This window comes from Photobacterium lucens, from assembly GCF_009873615.1.
Classification (GTDB): domain Bacteria; phylum Pseudomonadota; class Gammaproteobacteria; order Enterobacterales; family Vibrionaceae; genus Photobacterium; species Photobacterium lucens.
Genome location: NZ_SSMG01000146.1, coordinates 1 through 16,763 on the forward strand (window position 1 = coordinate 1; position 16,763 = coordinate 16,763).

16 protein-coding genes are annotated in these 16,763 nt (G+C 43.1%); 14 read left to right on the plus strand and 2 right to left on the minus strand.

Translation table 11 applies throughout. The features are described 5' to 3' along the window. Window positions 1-110: 110 nt before the first annotated feature. Window positions 111-3,428 (minus strand): ribonuclease E, encoded by a 3,318-nt coding sequence (rne, locus tag E5A76_RS06960; protein ID WP_161118492.1) that lies wholly within the window; start codon window positions 3,426-3,428, stop codon window positions 111-113. Between the two features lie 438 nt (window positions 3,429-3,866). On the opposite strand from rne, the gene rluC reads away from it, so the two are divergent. After that, complete coding sequence (gene rluC / locus E5A76_RS06965; protein ID WP_053986892.1) at window positions 3,867-4,811, plus strand: 23S rRNA pseudouridine(955/2504/2580) synthase RluC; 945 nt, start codon at window positions 3,867-3,869, stop codon at window positions 4,809-4,811. A 56-nt stretch (window positions 4,812-4,867) separates the two neighbouring features. Here rluC and E5A76_RS06970 read toward each other — a convergent pair whose 3' ends face one another. Beyond that, on the minus strand, window positions 4,868-5,449 hold the full coding sequence (locus E5A76_RS06970) for a Maf family protein (protein ID WP_161118493.1): 582 nt from the start codon (window positions 5,447-5,449) through the stop codon (window positions 4,868-4,870). Between the two features lie 439 nt (window positions 5,450-5,888). Between E5A76_RS06970 and yceD the strand changes: the two genes are divergently transcribed. The 13 genes from yceD to E5A76_RS07035 all read left to right on the plus strand — a co-directional run bounded on the left by yceD (window position 5,889) and on the right by E5A76_RS07035 (window position 16,497). Continuing rightward, window positions 5,889-6,407 (plus strand): 23S rRNA accumulation protein YceD, encoded by a 519-nt coding sequence (gene yceD / locus E5A76_RS06975; RefSeq protein ID WP_008987491.1) that lies wholly within the window; start codon window positions 5,889-5,891, stop codon window positions 6,405-6,407. A 20-nt stretch (window positions 6,408-6,427) separates the two neighbouring features. Continuing rightward, window positions 6,428-6,598 (plus strand): 50S ribosomal protein L32, encoded by a 171-nt coding sequence (gene rpmF / locus E5A76_RS06980; RefSeq protein WP_005368719.1) that lies wholly within the window; start codon window positions 6,428-6,430, stop codon window positions 6,596-6,598. Between the two features lie 9 nt (window positions 6,599-6,607). Further along, a complete protein-coding gene (gene plsX, locus E5A76_RS06985; protein WP_161118494.1) occupies window positions 6,608-7,633 on the plus strand; it encodes a phosphate acyltransferase PlsX in 1,026 nt (341 codons plus the stop codon). A gap of 5 nt (window positions 7,634-7,638) precedes the next feature. Further along, window positions 7,639-8,595 carry a beta-ketoacyl-ACP synthase III gene (locus E5A76_RS06990; protein ID WP_008987489.1) on the plus strand — a complete coding sequence of 319 codons (957 nt, stop codon included), beginning with the start codon at window positions 7,639-7,641 and terminating at the stop codon, window positions 8,593-8,595. Window positions 8,596-8,725: 130 nt separating this feature from the next. Further along, window positions 8,726-9,655 carry an ACP S-malonyltransferase gene (fabD, locus tag E5A76_RS06995; RefSeq protein WP_053986889.1) on the plus strand — a complete coding sequence of 310 codons (930 nt, stop codon included), beginning with the start codon at window positions 8,726-8,728 and terminating at the stop codon, window positions 9,653-9,655. Window positions 9,656-9,681: 26 nt separating this feature from the next. Next, window positions 9,682-10,416 (plus strand): 3-oxoacyl-ACP reductase FabG, encoded by a 735-nt coding sequence (fabG, locus tag E5A76_RS07000; protein ID WP_053986888.1) that lies wholly within the window; start codon window positions 9,682-9,684, stop codon window positions 10,414-10,416. A 157-nt stretch (window positions 10,417-10,573) separates the two neighbouring features. After that, entirely contained in the window at window positions 10,574-10,807 is a 234-nt protein-coding gene (gene acpP / locus E5A76_RS07005; RefSeq protein WP_004406112.1) for an acyl carrier protein, read from the plus strand. An 84-nt stretch (window positions 10,808-10,891) separates the two neighbouring features. Beyond that, window positions 10,892-12,130 (plus strand): beta-ketoacyl-ACP synthase II, encoded by a 1,239-nt coding sequence (gene fabF, locus E5A76_RS07010; protein ID WP_053986887.1) that lies wholly within the window; start codon window positions 10,892-10,894, stop codon window positions 12,128-12,130. Between the two features lie 111 nt (window positions 12,131-12,241). Next, window positions 12,242-13,051 (plus strand): aminodeoxychorismate lyase, encoded by an 810-nt coding sequence (gene pabC / locus E5A76_RS07015; RefSeq protein ID WP_161118495.1) that lies wholly within the window; start codon window positions 12,242-12,244, stop codon window positions 13,049-13,051. Beyond that, entirely contained in the window at window positions 13,045-14,064 is a 1,020-nt protein-coding gene (mltG, locus tag E5A76_RS07020; protein ID WP_161118496.1) for an endolytic transglycosylase MltG, read from the plus strand. The genes pabC and mltG overlap by 7 nt, the downstream gene beginning before the upstream one ends. Then, complete coding sequence (tmk, locus tag E5A76_RS07025; RefSeq protein ID WP_053986884.1) at window positions 14,061-14,690, plus strand: dTMP kinase; 630 nt, start codon at window positions 14,061-14,063, stop codon at window positions 14,688-14,690. The genes mltG and tmk overlap by 4 nt, the downstream gene beginning before the upstream one ends. A gap of 1 nt (window position 14,691) precedes the next feature. Further along, a complete protein-coding gene (gene holB / locus E5A76_RS07030; protein ID WP_161118497.1) occupies window positions 14,692-15,654 on the plus strand; it encodes a DNA polymerase III subunit delta' in 963 nt (320 codons plus the stop codon). 66 nt (window positions 15,655-15,720) lie between these two features. Further along, window positions 15,721-16,497: a TatD family hydrolase gene (locus E5A76_RS07035; RefSeq protein WP_161118498.1), complete on the plus strand. Its 777-nt coding sequence runs from the start codon at window positions 15,721-15,723 to the stop codon at window positions 16,495-16,497. Window positions 16,498-16,763: the final 266 nt, after the last annotated feature.

The following is a 16,763-nucleotide window of genomic DNA, read 5'->3' on the forward strand; positions in this document are numbered from 1 at the left end:
TGCATTTTAACTCTCGACTATATTTGGACATAAAAGACCCCCAATAATTGGTGTCCAACTATTGGGGGTCACTTCAAAAGCATGGCTTTTTTGTCTATTTAACTTAGCACTTAGTCAAATGAAGGCTTCGTCATTGGTGCTGCTGCACGATTTGTTGCAGTTTGGCTACCCGCTGGGCGTGTATTTGCACGCTCACGTAGAGGAGCTGCTTCAACTACCGTTGCGACAACATTCTCTTCTGGTGCAGGTGCTTTCGCCATACCAGAAACTGCATGGAAACCGCGAGGAGACGTTGCCATAACCGCAGCTTTAGTCGCAAGCTCAACGACATTGTTGTCTGCTTTTTCAACTGATGCAGTAGGCTCAACTGACGCTGGTTCAATAACTTCAGGCTCAGCAACAACAGCTTCAACAACGTCTGGCTGTTCAATGATAGCAGGAGTCGGCTCTTCTGTTACTGTTTCAGTCGTCGCGGTCTCTACTACCTCAACGGCTGCAGGCTCTGCTTTAAAACGAGGGAAAACTTTACCCATCGCCATTTCAGGCATTGCCACACCTGATAGCTGAGTGCGTTGTGCTTCTACTGCCACTGGTTGTGCTTTTGGTTCAACAACAGGCGTGTTAATGATGATGTCATTAACTTCTACTTCGTCGATGATTTCAGCTTCAACACATGGAGCCACGATTGTTTGCTCTACTGCTTTTTCGACAACTGGCGCTTCAACAGAAGGTTTGATACGAGACCAAACTTTACCCATTGCCATTTCAGGAGATGCGACACCTGTAGCAGGGCGAACAGCTTTTGGTTTTTCAACAATAGAAACTACATTTACCATATCGCTGATCGAATCAGTTGCATCAACAACAGCATGCTCTACAGCATCAGCAACGTTGTTTTCCACTGGTGCTTCAGCATTTGCAAACTCAGGTTTTTCAACACGAGTATCACGCATACGGCGACGACGTTGACCACTTGCACGTAAGTGACGTGGAGAGCGACGGTTACGACGTTGAGTACCTTCTTGCTCAGTATTTTCACCTTGCTCGTTTGCAGCAACAGGCTCTTGCTCAGGTTGGTTTTGCGCCTCTTTAGCAATGCTTGTACCTAGTGCCATCAATGGAGATGGTGTTTTCTCTACTACAGTTTCAACGTTTTCAACAACATTTTGCTGTTCTGCACGTGTTTCTACATCGTCAGTAATACGGACTTTTTTACGTAATTGACGACGTTGACGACGTTGTTTCACCTTAACGGCTTTCTCTTCGTTGTCACGCTGTGCATCTACCGTGTTTTGATCCGTTGCTTTTTGCTCATTTTGTTGCTGGCGTTGCTGCTTTTGAGCTTGAATTTCTTCTTTACGAGCTTGGCGTTTTTGCTCTTTCGCTTCGTCGTTATTACGATTTTGGCGAGGTGCTTTTGCTGCTTTATCGTTTTGTTGCTGACGGTCTTGACGGTTTTTGTCATTACGGTCGTTGCGACGACGATTCTGGCGTTGCTCGTTGTTACGCTCTTGGCGTTCACCGCTATTGTCTACATCGTTATCTTGACGATTATTACGACGATTGTCTTGACGGTTGTTGCGGCGGTTGTCGTTACGGTCGTTACGACGGTTATTGTTACGACGGTTGTTGCGATTGTTATCTTGCTCTGGCTTCGCTTCTACTTGTTTCTCTTGCTGTGGCTCTGCACTGCCAGAGAAGAAAGATGCTAAAGCAGTAAAGAAGCGGCTCAGCAGACCTGGTTTCTGTGCTGTTGCTGGTTTAGTTACAGCAGCAGGTGCAGGTTTTGTTGCTGGTTTCGCTACAGGTGCTGGCTGTTTAGGCGCAGTAAAACCTTGAAGTACCGGCTCTTCACGTTTCTTAACGATACGCTCAGGTTGCGGAGACTCAATAGCTTCAGCTTCCTTCATTGCTTCAAGCGCTTTCGGGATGTGGTAAGAAAGCGTATCTTGCTCTTCACCTTCACGTACACGTAGCACTTCGAAGTGTGGTGTTTCCATGTTCGCATTTGGAACAATAACAACACGAACACCATGGTATTTTTCAATGTGCTGTACTGAACGACGCTTTTCGTTAAGTAGGTAAGAGGCTACAGGTACAGGAACAATCGCTAATACTTGCGCACTGTTGTCTTTTAACGCTTCTTCTTCAATTAAACGTAGGATAGAAAGAGATAGCGACTCATTATCACGAACAACACCAGTACCCGTACAACGAGGACAAACGTGGTGGCTTGCTTCTGCTAGAGAAGGGCTTAGACGTTGACGCGACATTTCAAGTAGACCGAAACGTGAAATTCGACCGATTTGAACGCGTGCACGGTCCATACGAACAGCTTCACGTAGACGGTTTTCAACTTCACGCTGATGGCGTACAGGTGTCATATCGATGAAGTCGATAACCACAAGACCACCTAAGTCACGAAGACGTAATTGACGTGCAATTTCATCAGCCGCTTCTAGGTTAGTTTGTAGTGCTGTCTCTTCAATATCGCCACCCTTTGTTGCGCGAGCAGAGTTGATATCGATAGATGTTAATGCTTCTGTTGGGTCAATAACAACAGAGCCGCCAGAAGGCAAACGAACTTCACGCTGGAACGCTGAGTCGATTTGGCTTTCGATTTGGTAGTGGCTAAATAGTGGTACTTCACCTTCGTAACGCTTAACACGAGATAAGAAATCAGGACGAACTAATTTAATATGATCACGTGCACGGTCGAAGATTTTCGGGCTATCGATCAGAATTTCACCAATGTCACGGCGTAAATAATCACGAATAGCACGTGCAATAACGTTACTTTCTTGGTGAATTAGAAACGGTGCAGGTTGAGAATCTGCTGCTTCTTTTACTGCGTTCCAGTGGTTAAGTAGAACGTTTAAATCCCACTCAAGTTCTTCACCTGATTTGCCTACACCTGCAGTACGAACAATTAGGCCCATACCTTGTGGTAGTTCTAACGTGCTTAGTGCTGCTTTAAGTTGGGTGCGCTCTTCACCTTCGATACGACGAGAAATACCGCCAGCACGAGGGTTGTTAGGCATAAGAACAAGATAGCTACCAGCTAAAGAGATGAAAGTTGTTAGGGCTGCACCTTTGTTTCCGCGTTCTTCTTTATCAACTTGAACGATAACTTCTTGGCCTTCTTTAAGGACTTCCTTGATGTTAGGACGGCCTTGGTAAGAATAGTTGGCAGGGAAGTAATCTTTCGCGATTTCTTTAAGAGGAAGGAAACCATGACGCTCTGCACCATAGTCAACGAACGCTGCTTCCAGACTTGGTTCGATGCGAGTGATGCGGCCTTTGTAGATATTTGCTTTTTTAGATTCGTGACCTGGGCTTTCGATATCAAGATCAAATAGCTTTTGGCCATCAACTAATGCGACGCGCAACTCTTCCTTCTGAGTTGCGTTAATCAACATTCTTTTCATTATATTGTACTCATTTATTGTCGTTGTATTAGTACGCTAATTACATCTACTTTTCGATGGCGCCGGACTCCAAGACTGATGTACGGTTGCAACCTCACGGTTGGAAAATTCAGGAGTGCTTTTTGGCCACACTTATCAGCCAACTGCATGTGAGATGGTTAGATCTGAAATATACAGCTGGTATCACCACACTTAAGTGGTTGTATCTGTCACATCAAAAAAAAGTGTAATTTGACGTACTAAAAAAAACTCCGATAACCCTAACGTCTTACGCCATCTGCTGCGTTTGTTATCTGAGTTGTATAAAAAATAGCCGTTAAGGTGAGTTCATGCTCGCCTTGTCAGTGAAATAGGCAAAAAAACCTATCTCAGCACACAATGATAGCAGGCTCACTTTTTTGCGGCAATCTGCTTTATTTGCGTGATACAATCATACCCATGACAGAAGATAAACCTAAAGTGCAATTCATCGACATTAGCGATGATTTTGCAGGCCAGCGGATTGATAATTTTCTCCGCGCAAGGCTTAAAAACGTACCCAAAAGCATGATTTACCGCATTTTGCGCAAAGGCGAGGTGCGAGTAAACAAAAAACGTATTAAACCTGAATATAAATTGCAGGATGGTGATCTAGTACGCGTACCGCCAATTTTTGTTCCTGAGAAAGAAGAACAAGAGCAGGTGAGTACCAAATTAAATAAAGTGGCAGAATTAGAACATTGCATCATTTATGAAGATGATCACATGTTGATTCTAAATAAACCCTCAGGAACGGCAGTTCATGGTGGTAGCGGCTTAAAATTTGGTGCGATTGAAGCGTTACGAGCATTACGTCCCGATGCACGTTTCTTGGAATTGGTTCACCGTATTGACCGAGATACTTCTGGTATTTTGCTGGTGGCTAAGAAACGTTCTGCGTTGCGTAAACTGCAAGAGCAATTTAGAAATAAAACGGTGCAGAAATATTACTTTGCCTTAGTGATGGGGGAATGGAAGGCAAGTTGCAAGAAAGTCACTGCGCCACTGTTGAAAAATGAAGTGAACAGTATCGTACGCGTAAATCCACAAGGTAAGCCGTCTGACACACGCTTTAAGGTATTAGAGCGTTTCCCTCAGGCGACATTAGTACAAGCAAGCCCTGTGACAGGCCGTACGCACCAGATCCGTGTGCATTGTCAATATGAAGGCCATCCAATTGCGTGGGATGATCGTTATGGCGACCCACGATTTGATGCTTATACAAAGAAAACAGGGTTAGGACGTTTATTCCTACATGCGGCTAATATCAAATTTACTCACCCTAATACGGATGAAGCAATGGATATCAGCGCGCCAATGGAGCCTGTACTTGAGCGATGTCTGGCAAAATTGCGTCAAATGTAAAACAAGAAGGCGGGCTACAATGCTCGCCTTTTTATTATGTGAACGATACTCGCTGGTTACAAAACAGAGATACCTTCATTGGCTAACATTTCAGTCAGTGCAATCAAAGGTAATCCAACTAAGGTATTGGGATCGCGACCTTCTAACTTATCAAACAGAGCAATGCCTAAGCCTTCGCTCTTAAAACTACCTGCGCAATACAGTGGTTGCTCTTTTTCTACATAGTTTTGAATTTGCTGTTTGGTTAGAGATTTAAAATGAACATGGAAAGGTTCACAAATCACCTGCGCTTGATTTGTTTTTGCGTTGTATAAACAAAGCCCAGTATAAAAGGTAATGGTTTTGCCACTGGCTGCTTTGAGCTGTAAACACGCATTTTCAACTGTGTGCGGTTTGCCTAGAATTTTTCCATCAATGACACAGACTTGATCTGAACCGATGATTACATGTTCAGGGTAACGATGAGCACATGCTCTTGCTTTTAGTTCGGCAAGGCGACATACCAAGTCTTGCGCAGATTCATTATTTAGTATGGTTTCATCTGTTTGTGGATCAGCAGTTTCAAATGGCAGCGATAGTTTTTCTAATAATGCTTTACGAAATGGGGAAGTTGAAGCAAGCAATAATGGTTGTGTCATAAGCTTAGGATACAAATGATTAGGGTTGAGATTAACGCTATCATAGCTGAATTCACAAGCTTTGGGCGGTATCTTTTGTATCCATAGTTGTTGTGCTGTAATCATTGAGAGCTTGTTGTCTCTGCTTACGTTTCAGTGTATGTTCGCGAACATAATTCGGTGATGCTGATTTCTGTTGAATTTGTGACAATGTATAAGTTCGCTTTTAAAGCAGATTACGCTGACATTTAGCTATTCTTTAAGCAAAGGTGAGTGTTATTTCATCGATTGTAATGATGTCATCAAGTGGTTGAGTGGCAGACATTTATAATTTTATTACTGAGATGTGCTGTATAAGCGTTTTGTAATTTTCATCACAGCATGAGAATTGGTCAAAAGCTGTTAATTCACACACATTTCCTTTGACTCAAACAGACTATAAGGCTAATATTCGCGCCCTATGCAAAAGGTAAAATTGCCGCTAACGGTAGATCCAGTACGCGCAGCACAAAAAAGACTCGACTATGATGGCATCATCAAAGCCGAGATTTTGTCTCGTTTAGCTGAATCAACCCAGAGCGTAATAAGTGATGCAAACGTCAACTTGTCTTTTGACCTTGACCAACGTCGTATCCCTTTCATCAGCGGTATCGCCGATGTAGACGTGATGTTGACCTGTCAGCGATGTCAGGGAGAGTTTCCACATCATATTCATGTGGAATTCTGTTATAGTCCGGTTCGCAACGAAGAAGCCGTAGATGAGTTACCGGAAGCCTATGAGCCGGCTATTGTCGACGAAAATGGCGAGATCAACTTGATTCAACTCGTTGAAGACGAATTGATTCTGGAATTACCACAAGTCGCAATGCACGACGATGCTGATTGTAATATTGGCTCGAAGAACATGTCTTTTGGTGAGATCCCCGTTGCTGATGAGCGTCCGAATCCGTTTGCAGTATTGAAAAATCTTAAGAGTTAAATTTAACAGGAGTAGGGTTAATGGCCGTACAAAAGAGCAAAAAATCACGTGCAGCACGTGGTATGCGTCGTTCACACGATGCGCTAACTACAGCAGCAGTTTCTGTAGATAAAGCATCTGGTGAAACTCACCTACGTCACCACGTGACAGCTGACGGTTTCTACCGTGGCCGCAAGGTTATCAACAAGTAAGGTTGAACCTTGATGGGTCTTACCGTTGCACTTGATGCAATGGGCGGGGATTTCGGTCCTCAAGTAACAGTGCCTGCCGCCGTGCAGGCACTGTTGCATTCGCCTGAGCTCAAACTGATTCTTTTTGGTGATCTGAGTGCAATCACAGCACAATTAACTCTCCTCAATAAGCTAAATCATCCTCGGCTAACTATCGTGCATTGCGATAACGTCATAGCCAACGAAACACGACCATCACAAGCGCTTCGTCATAGTAAAGGTTCATCCATGCGCATGGCTTTAGATGCGGTGGCAAGTGGTCAAGCCGATGCTTGTGTTAGTGCCGGTAATACCGGTGCGCTAATGGCACTTTCTCGTTATGTGTTAAAGCAATTACCTGGCGTTGAACGACCAGCATTAATCTCTGCTATTCCTAACCGTGGTGAACATCCTACGTGGTTGCTTGATCTAGGGGCTAACGTCTCTTGTGATGCCGATACCTTATTCCAATTTGCCGTAATGGGATCTGTATTGGCGGAACAATCATTAGGCGAAAAACCGCGTGTAGCTTTGCTTAATATTGGCGAAGAAGAGATCAAAGGTAATGATTTGGTCAAACGTTGTGCAGAGATGTTGATCCAATCTCCTGATATTAATTATGTTGGTTACGTTGAAGGACATCAGCTTTATTCAGATAAAGCGGATGTGATCGTGTGTGATGGTTTTGTCGGTAATGTGAGTTTGAAGACCAGTGAAGGGGTCGCAAATTTATTTATCGAACGGATAAAACACGCCATTGGTCGTAACCCAATTCGACGCATTATTGCTAAATGGCTGTTTAGTGAGCTATTTGATGGCTTACAGCAGTTGAACCCCGACCAGTATAACGGTGCAAGTCTGTTAGGATTGCGCGGTATTGTGGTGAAAAGCCATGGAAGTGCTGATACTGTCGCTTTTGCCAATGCGATAAGCGAAGCGGTTTACGAAGTTAAACGACAAATACCGAACAAAATCAGTGACCGTTTAGAAGAGGTCCTACTCGAGAGGCACTATTAGTCTTCATGTATAGCAAAATTCTAGGAACAGGCAGCTACCTGCCGCAACAAGTGCGCTCTAATGCGGACTTAGAAAAAATGGTAGAAACAAGTGATGAGTGGATCGTAGCACGAACAGGTATTCGTGAACGCCGTATTTCATCTGAAGATGAAACTGTTGCTGTAATGGGCTACCAAGCATCATTAAAAGCAATTGAAATGGCGGGCATTGATAAAGAAGATATCGATCTGATTATCGTTGCAACGTCAAGTGCAAGTCACACATTCCCATCAGCAGCTTGCCAAGTGCAAGGCATGTTAGATATTAAAGGCTGTCCTGCATTTGATCTATCTGCAGCATGTACTGGTTTTGTTTACGCGTTAAGTGTTGCAGATCAGCATATTAAAACGGGTATGGCAAAAAATGTGTTAGTGATTGGTTCTGATGCATTATCTCATTGCTGTGATCCTGAAGATCGCTCAACCATTATTTTATTTGGTGATGCTGCAGGTGCTGTTGTTATTGGCGCAAGTGAAGAGCCAGGCATTATTTCAACGCATCTATATGCTGACGGTCATTTTGGCGGTTTATTAAGTCTTGCTGTCCCTGAGCATGGTAAAGACTTTGATCCAAATAAGTGGCTTTACATGGCAGGTAACGAAGTATTTAAAGTAGCGGTAACACAGTTATCGAACTTAGTAAAAAGTACGCTTGCTGAAAATAATATGGATAAGTCAGAGTTAGATTGGCTGGTACCTCACCAAGCGAATATGCGCATTATCTCTGCGACAGCGAAGAAACTGTCAATGTCGATGGATCAAGTTGTTGTTACGCTTGATCGTCATGGTAATACGTCAGCTGCAACAGTCCCAACAGCATTAGATGAAGCGGTACGTGATGGCCGTATTCAACGTGGCCAAACTTTATTATTAGAAGCGTTTGGTGGCGGTTTCACTTGGGGTTCAGCATTGGTGAAGTTTTAATCTAGTAAGATAAAACCTTCCAAATAGCTAAATTGCATCTATTTTTTAGTGCATTAAAACTAGTAAGCGATATATTAGTTTTAATGCATATTAATCGACTAATGATTAGTCAATAAAGAAGGATTCTCGAATGTCTAAGTTCGCGATTGTTTTCCCAGGTCAGGGCTCTCAAACCGTTGGTATGCTAGCTGAGTTAGCAGAACAATTTGATGTGGTTAAAGAAACGTTCTCTGAGGCATCTGATGCGCTAGGTTACGATCTTTGGGCACTAGTTCAAAACGGTCCAGCGGAAGATTTAAATCAAACACAACGTACTCAACCTGCATTGTTAACAGCATCTGTTGCAATTTGGCGTGTATGGCAACAACAAGGTGGTGAGCAACCAACTGTTCTTGCAGGTCACAGCCTAGGTGAATACTCAGCACTAGTATGTGCTGGTGTTATTGATTTCAAAGCGGCGGTTAAATTGGTTGAGCTTCGCGGTCAACTGATGCAAGAAGCAGTACCAGCAGGTGTTGGTGCAATGTCTGCAATTATCGGTCTTGATAATGATGCAATTGCGAAAGCATGTGAAGAAGCAGCACAAGGTGAAGTTTGTTCTCCTGTTAACTTTAACTCACCGGGGCAAGTTGTTATTGCGGGTAATAAAGAAGCCGTAGAGCGTGCAAACGTTTTATGTAAAGAAGCTGGCGCTAAGCGTGCATTGCCTCTTCCTGTTTCAGTGCCATCTCACTGTGCACTGATGAAGCCTGCTGCAGATAAACTAGCAGTAGCACTAGAATCTATCGAATTTAACGCACCATCTGTCCCTGTTATTAATAACGCAGATGTGGCGACGGAAACTGATCCAGCAGCGATTAAGCTTGCGCTTGTTAAACAACTATACAGCCCAGTTCGTTGGACGGAGTCTGTAGAGCGTATGGCTGCTGAAGGTATTGAAGAGTTACTTGAAATGGGCCCAGGTAAAGTACTTACTGGCCTAACTAAGCGTATTGATCGCGCACTTGGCGGCGCTGCAGTTAATGATATTGCTTCATTAGAAGCAGCAATGGCTAAGTAGTCATTCAGCTTTAAAGAGGAATAATAATGAGCCTGGAAGGTAAAGTTGCACTAGTTACTGGTGCAAGCCGTGGTATCGGTCGTGCTATCGCTGAAATTCTAGCAGAGCGTGGCGCAACTGTGATTGGTACTGCAACATCTGAAAGTGGTGCAGAAGCTATCAGCGCATATCTTGGTGATAAAGGTAAAGGTCTTGCATTAAACGTAACCTCACCTGAATCAATTGAAGCTGTTCTTGCACAAATTAAAGCAGATTTTGGCGATGTTGACATTCTCGTGAATAACGCTGGTATCACGCGTGATAATCTACTGATGCGTATGAAAGACGATGAGTGGCAAGATATTCTTGATACCAACCTAACATCGATCTTCCGTCTATCTAAAGCAGTGCTACGTGCAATGATGAAAAAGCGCAATGGTCGCATCATCAGCATTGGTTCTGTGGTAGGTACAATGGGTAATGCGGGTCAAACGAACTACGCAGCAGCAAAAGCTGGCCTATTAGGTTTCACTAAATCAATGGCACGTGAAGTAGCTTCTCGTGGTATTACAGTGAACGCAGTAGCGCCTGGTTTTATCGAAACCGATATGACTAAAGCCCTTAATGATGATCAACGTGCAGCAACGCTTGCAAACGTACCTGCTGGTCGTCTAGGTGATCCGCGTGAAATTGCAGCAGCAGTTGCATTTTTAGCCTCTGATGAAGCTGCTTACATAACGGGCGAAACTTTGCACGTTAACGGCGGTATGTACATGATTTAATCAAAAGATTTGCAATACTTGATGACCCACGTCAAACTGGTCAGGTTTTGTGGTAAAATCGTGGTTTGACCAGCACTATGAGTGTTGCAACTTTTGTCGTAATGAATAAACTACAGCAAATCGCATTAGCGAATTCTTGTTAAGGAAATATATTAGTATGAGCAACATCGAAGAACGCGTAAAAAAAATCATCGTTGAGCAACTAGGCGTAGACGAAGCAGAAGTTAAGAACGAAGCATCTTTCGTTGACGATCTAGGTGCAGACTCACTAGACACAGTTGAACTAGTAATGGCTCTTGAAGAAGAATTCGATACAGAGATTCCAGACGAAGAAGCTGAAAAAATTACTACTGTTCAAGCTGCAATCGACTACGTTAACAGCGCACAGTAATAACGAACACCTCCAGGCGGTCTTCATGACCGCCTGATTTTTTTATACTACCTGTTTTATCCTCAATTCCCGGAGAAATTAATCGTGTCGAAGCGTCGTGTAGTTGTAACTGGCATGGGTATGCTGACCCCGGTTGGTAATTCTGTTGAATCTTCTTGGAAAGCTTTACAGTCAGGCACTAGCGGTATCAGCACTATCGAACATTTTGATGTTAGCGGTTTCGCGACTCAGTTTGCTGGTATGGTAAAAGACTTCAATTGTGAAGATTACATGTCTAAGAAAGATGCGCGTAAAATGGATTTATTTATCCAATACGGTATCGCTGCTGGCGTACAAGCATTTAAAGATTCTGGTATTGAAGTTACTGAAGAAAACGCAGCACGCATTGGCGTTGCTATCGGTTCTGGTATTGGTGGCTTAGGTCTAATTGAAGCTGGCCATCAAGCTTTAATGGAAAAAGGTCCGCGCAAGATTAGCCCGTTCTTTGTTCCTTCAACTATTGTAAATATGATCGCAGGCCACATGTCTATCATGTACGGTCTACGTGGTCCAAATATCGCAATCTCTACCGCATGTACGACTGGCCTTCATAACATTGGTCATGCAGCGCGTATGATCGCTTACGGCGATGCAGATGCGATGGTTGCTGGTGGTGCAGAAAAAGCATCAACGCCATTAGGTATGGGCGGTTTCGCAGCAGCAAAAGCACTATCTACACGTAACGATGATCCTCAAGCGGCTTCTCGTCCATGGGACCAAGATCGCGACGGTTTCGTACTAGGCGATGGTGCAGGTGTTATCGTGCTAGAAGAGTACGAACACGCAAAAGCACGTGGTGCTAAAATTTACGCTGAGCTTGTAGGCTTTGGTATGAGTGGTGACGCTTACCACATGACTTCACCAAGTGCTGACGGTTCAGGCGGTGCATTAGCAATGGAAGCATGTATTCGTGATGCTGGCATTAATGCTGACCAAATTGGTTACATCAACGCACACGGTACATCAACACCGGCTGGTGACGTTGCTGAAACACTAGGTATCAAACGTGCTATGGGTAGCGCAGTTGATAACGTAATGGTGTCTTCTACTAAATCTATGACAGGTCACCTATTGGGTGCGGCAGGTTCTGTAGAATCAATCATCACTATTCTAAGCCTTGTTGATCAAGTGGTTCCACCAACAATTAACTTGGAAAACCCAGGTGAAGGTTGTGATCTTGATTACGTACCAGGTGAAGCGCGTCAAGTTAACCTAGAGTATGCACTATGTAACTCATTCGGTTTCGGTGGTACGAACGGCTCTCTACTATTTAAGAAGATTTAATCGCCATTCGTAACAAATACCATCAGGAAAATCACTTGATAACCTGATATTATAAGCGGCCCGGTTTCTTTATAGATACCGGGCTGTTTTTTATCTGAAAAAGGATGTTTTATGGCGTTTATTAACAGTCAGCAACAGCCGCGATTAGCGATCACCGATCGCGCGACACAATATGGCGATGGCTGCTTTACTACAATAGGCGTTAAACAAGGAAAGTTATTGCTTTGGCCTTTTCATCTTGAGCGCTTGCAGACCACGCTAAAACGATTAGGTATAACAGAGCCTGATTGGGAGCAAGTATTTCTACAGGCTAATCAACTCGCTCAATCTTTCACTGAACGTGGTGGGGTTAAGATATTAATTAGCCGGGGAAGTGGTGGCCGAGGTTATAGCCCAACAGGTTGCAGTGATACTCAAGTGATCTTTTCTTCTTTTTCATGGCCTGCTCATTATGAGCAATGGCAACAAGAAGGGATAACCCTTGGCGTATGTCAGCAGCAGATAGGTTATAGCCCAATGCTTGCTGGTATGAAGCACTTAAATCGCTTAGAGCAGGTGCTTTTAAAACAGGAAGTCGAACAAAATCAGTGGTTAGATGCTGTTGTACTTAATATAAATCAGCATGTGGTCGAAACTACTGCATCTAATTTATTCTGGCGTAAAGGAAATGTCGTCTATACACCGGATTTAAGCGGATCTGGCGTTGAAGGCGTGATGCGTCGACACATCATTACCTTGCTTTCAACTTTGCCATATTCGTTAGAGTTTGGTGATTATTCATTGGCTGATTTGCTTTGTGCTGATGAAGTCTTTATAACCAATGCGCTAATGGAGCTAGTGCCAGTGAACACCATCAGCACTACTCAATTTCAAGAACAGTTACTACTCGACGTATTACAAAAGAGGCTATATACGTGTTAAAGAAGTTGATTCTTATTGTTTTCATTCTTGCTGCATTAGCGGCAGGTGCTGCTGGTTGGGCGTATACCCAAGTGAAGAACGAGCTGGATCAGCCCGTGATTAACACTGAGCAGGTAATGTTAACAGTTAAAACAGGGACATCGTTTAGAGGATTAATTAATCAGCTTGTTACAGATAAGGTGATCACAGAATCATCATGGACACGTTGGGTAGGAAAACTTGATCCAAGTTTAACGGATATTAAAGCTGGTACTTATGGTATTGAGCCAAAGCAAACATTGAAAGAGGTGCTTGCACTTATTACTTCTGGTAAAGAGTTTCAATATTCGATCACTTTGGTTGAAGGTGAACGCTTTAGTGAATGGCTAAAGCAGATCCAAGCCGCGCCAGAATTAAAGCATGTCACAGATAATATGACAGAGCCTGAGATAGCTAAGGCATTAGGTATTGATAATGTGAAAGTGGAAGGTTATTTGCTCCCGAATACCTACCATTACACAGCGGGTACTACTGATCTGGCGATTTTAAAGCGTGCTTATGCAGCAATGAATAAAGAGCTAGCGAGTGCATGGGATCAACGTCAAAAAGATTTGCCGTTAAAAGATCCTTATCAAGTATTGATCATGGCATCGATTATTGAAAAAGAAACCGCAGTACCTGCCGAGCGTGGTTTGGTGGCATCTGTGTTTATGAATCGTCTTCGTAAAGGCATGCCATTACAAACCGACCCAACGGTGATTTACGGTATGGGTGATAAGTACGACGGTAATATTCGTAAAAAAGATCTAAGAACACCAACACCATATAACACGTATACCATTAAAGGTTTACCACCAACGCCGATTGCGATGCCGAGCAAGGCATCAGTATTCGCGGCAGTGAACCCAGATACCAGCGACTACTACTACTTTGTTGCCAATGGTAAAGGTGGACACAAATTCTCTACAACTTTGGTTGAGCACAACCGTGCGGTTCGTGCATACCTGCAAACATTAAGAAAACAAGCACAATGATCGGTAAATTTATTGTCATCGAAGGCCTAGAAGGGGCTGGTAAAAGTACAGCAATCAATCAGGTGATGGATACATTAGCTCAGCATGGCATTAATGATCCTGTGTCAACCCGTGAGCCGGGTGGTACCCCGCTAGCAGAGCAAATGCGCGCGTTAGTCAAAGAAGGGCATCCAGATGAGCCATTAACAGATATGGCAGAGCTACTACTTCTTTATGCAGCACGTATTCAGCTTGTTGATAATGTTATTAAACCTGCATTGAACCAAGGCAAGTGGGTGGTAGGCGATCGTCATGATATGTCATCACAAGCGTATCAAGGCGGTGGTCGTGGTTTTGATAAAGCCTTGATGGAAAATCTACGAGATACGGTATTGGGTGATTTTCGCCCTGATTTGACTATCTACATGGATATTGATCCTGAGTTAGGTTTGCAACGTGCGCGTGGCCGTGGCGCATTAGATCGTATTGAGCAAATGAATATCGATTTCTTCCATCGCGCCCGTGCACGTTTTCTTGAGCTTTCTGAAAATCAACCTAATGTGATCATCATTGATGCAAGCCAAACTCTGGAACAAGTAACAGCCGATCTGCGCTCTGCACTTAACACTTGGTTGGAGCAACAATAAGATGTTGTATCCATGGCAAGAATCTTTATGGCAAAACTGGCAACAGTTACTGGAGCAACGTCGCTTACACCACGCTATTTTATTATTGGCCGTGAAGGGAAGTGGACGTGATGTCTTAGCTCGACAGCTTGCTAAAACGGTACTGTGCCAAAACAGTGAAACAGAGCCTTGTGGCGTGTGTCATAGCTGTAAATTATTTGAAGCTAATAACCACCCTGATTTTCATGTGATTAAACCTGAGCAAGAAGGCAAGCAAATTGGTGTGGATGCGGTACGTCAATGTAACCGCTGGGCAACGGAAACATCTCAGCTTAATGGTCAACGTGTGATTTTAATTGAACATGCCGATGCCATGGGTGAAGCGGGTGCGAATGCGATTCTAAAAACCTTAGAAGAGCCACCACAAGGTTGTCAGTTTATTCTAACCGCACAAAGTTTAGATAGCCTATTACCAACCATTGTTAGTCGTTGTAATAAATGGCGTTTACCTATTCCCGCTGAAGTAAATGTGAAGCAGTGGGTTGAACATAAACTGATGCAATCTATTAAACAGGAGTCAATCCGTCTTAATAGTGGTGCGCCACTTTCCACATTATCTTTTGTTGAAAGTGGGATGGATATTCGTCATGGTAATTTGATCAAAGCCTTTGCAGATTTTCTTCAGCCGCCTAATTTAGGTATCTATGATGTGACTGCGTTGTGTACGGCTGATGGTATCGTAACGCTCAAATGGCTGAGTTACTTCTTGGTTGATTGCATTAAGTATCAACAAGGGGTGAGTGATCATTTTGTTCATGTTGAATCCTTTGCATCAGTGCAGCAGGTGGCATCAAGCGTACCTACCGCGCTATTAATCGAGCAATCACGTAAGATTAATACCTTGTATCGCAAGCTTGAGCAGCATACTGGCTTGAATATTGAATTGCTTGTTGTTGAATGGTTAACTGGATTTATTCAAGGTTAAGCGTAATATTACTCATTAGCATTTATAGTTATATAAGCAACATTCTGAAATAAAAGAGGAAGGCCCGTGTTAGTCGATTCACATTGTCATCTCGATAAACTCGATTATGAAAAGTTACACACAGGGATTGATGATGTAATTAATAAAGCGAAAGAAAGAGGGGTTGAATACTTTCTTTCTGTTGGGGTAACACTTGCAGCATTTCCAAAGATGATGGAAATGATCGCTCCTTACGATAACATTTTTGCATCTTGCGGTATTCACCCATTAGATGTTGAGTCAGGTTATAACTACGAACAGTTCAAGGCATTTGCTCAACATGAAAAAGTGGTGGCGATTGGTGAAACGGGATTGGATTACCATTACCAGCCTGATACTGCCGAGTTGCAGCAAGAGATCTTTCGTCAGCAAGTACGTGTTGCAGTAGAGCTTAATAAGCCACTAATTATTCATACCCGTATGGCACGTGAAGATACTATGCGTATCTTACGTGAAGAAGGGGCTGAAAAGTGTGGTGGTGTACTTCACTGTTTTACTGAATCATTAGAAATGGCATTAGATGCGATTGAGTTAGGTTTCTATATCTCGATTTCAGGTATCGTGACATTTAATACAGCAAGCGATCTGAAAAATGTGGTGAGCCAACTCCCTCTTGATCGTTTACTGGTTGAAACCGATTCACCATTTCTTGCGCCTATCCCATATCGTGGTAAACAAAATCAACCTGCTTATACTCGTGAAGTGGCGCAATACATTGCGTTGTTGAAAGGTGTCTCAGTGGAAGAAGTGGAAGAGGCTACGACTAATAATTTCTTTACACTGTTTTCTCTAGCGAAACGCTAATTGAAACACGAGAAATACAAAAGAGAAGCTCATGCTTCTCTTTTTTTATTTATGATAAAGCAGTTTATTATTTATTAGGTGAATTATTACTTACGTAACAGATGTAACATATTATAGAAGGTGGATTTAATCTAAGAGGTTGCTGATGTTTATAAAGTTTTTATGTCTATTGATTAGTTGAGTTTGGCTACTTCTGTTTAAAAAATAACGCCTTTGTTTGAAATGCAAACACAAGTAAGCGTTAACAATAAAGTAAAAGAAATACC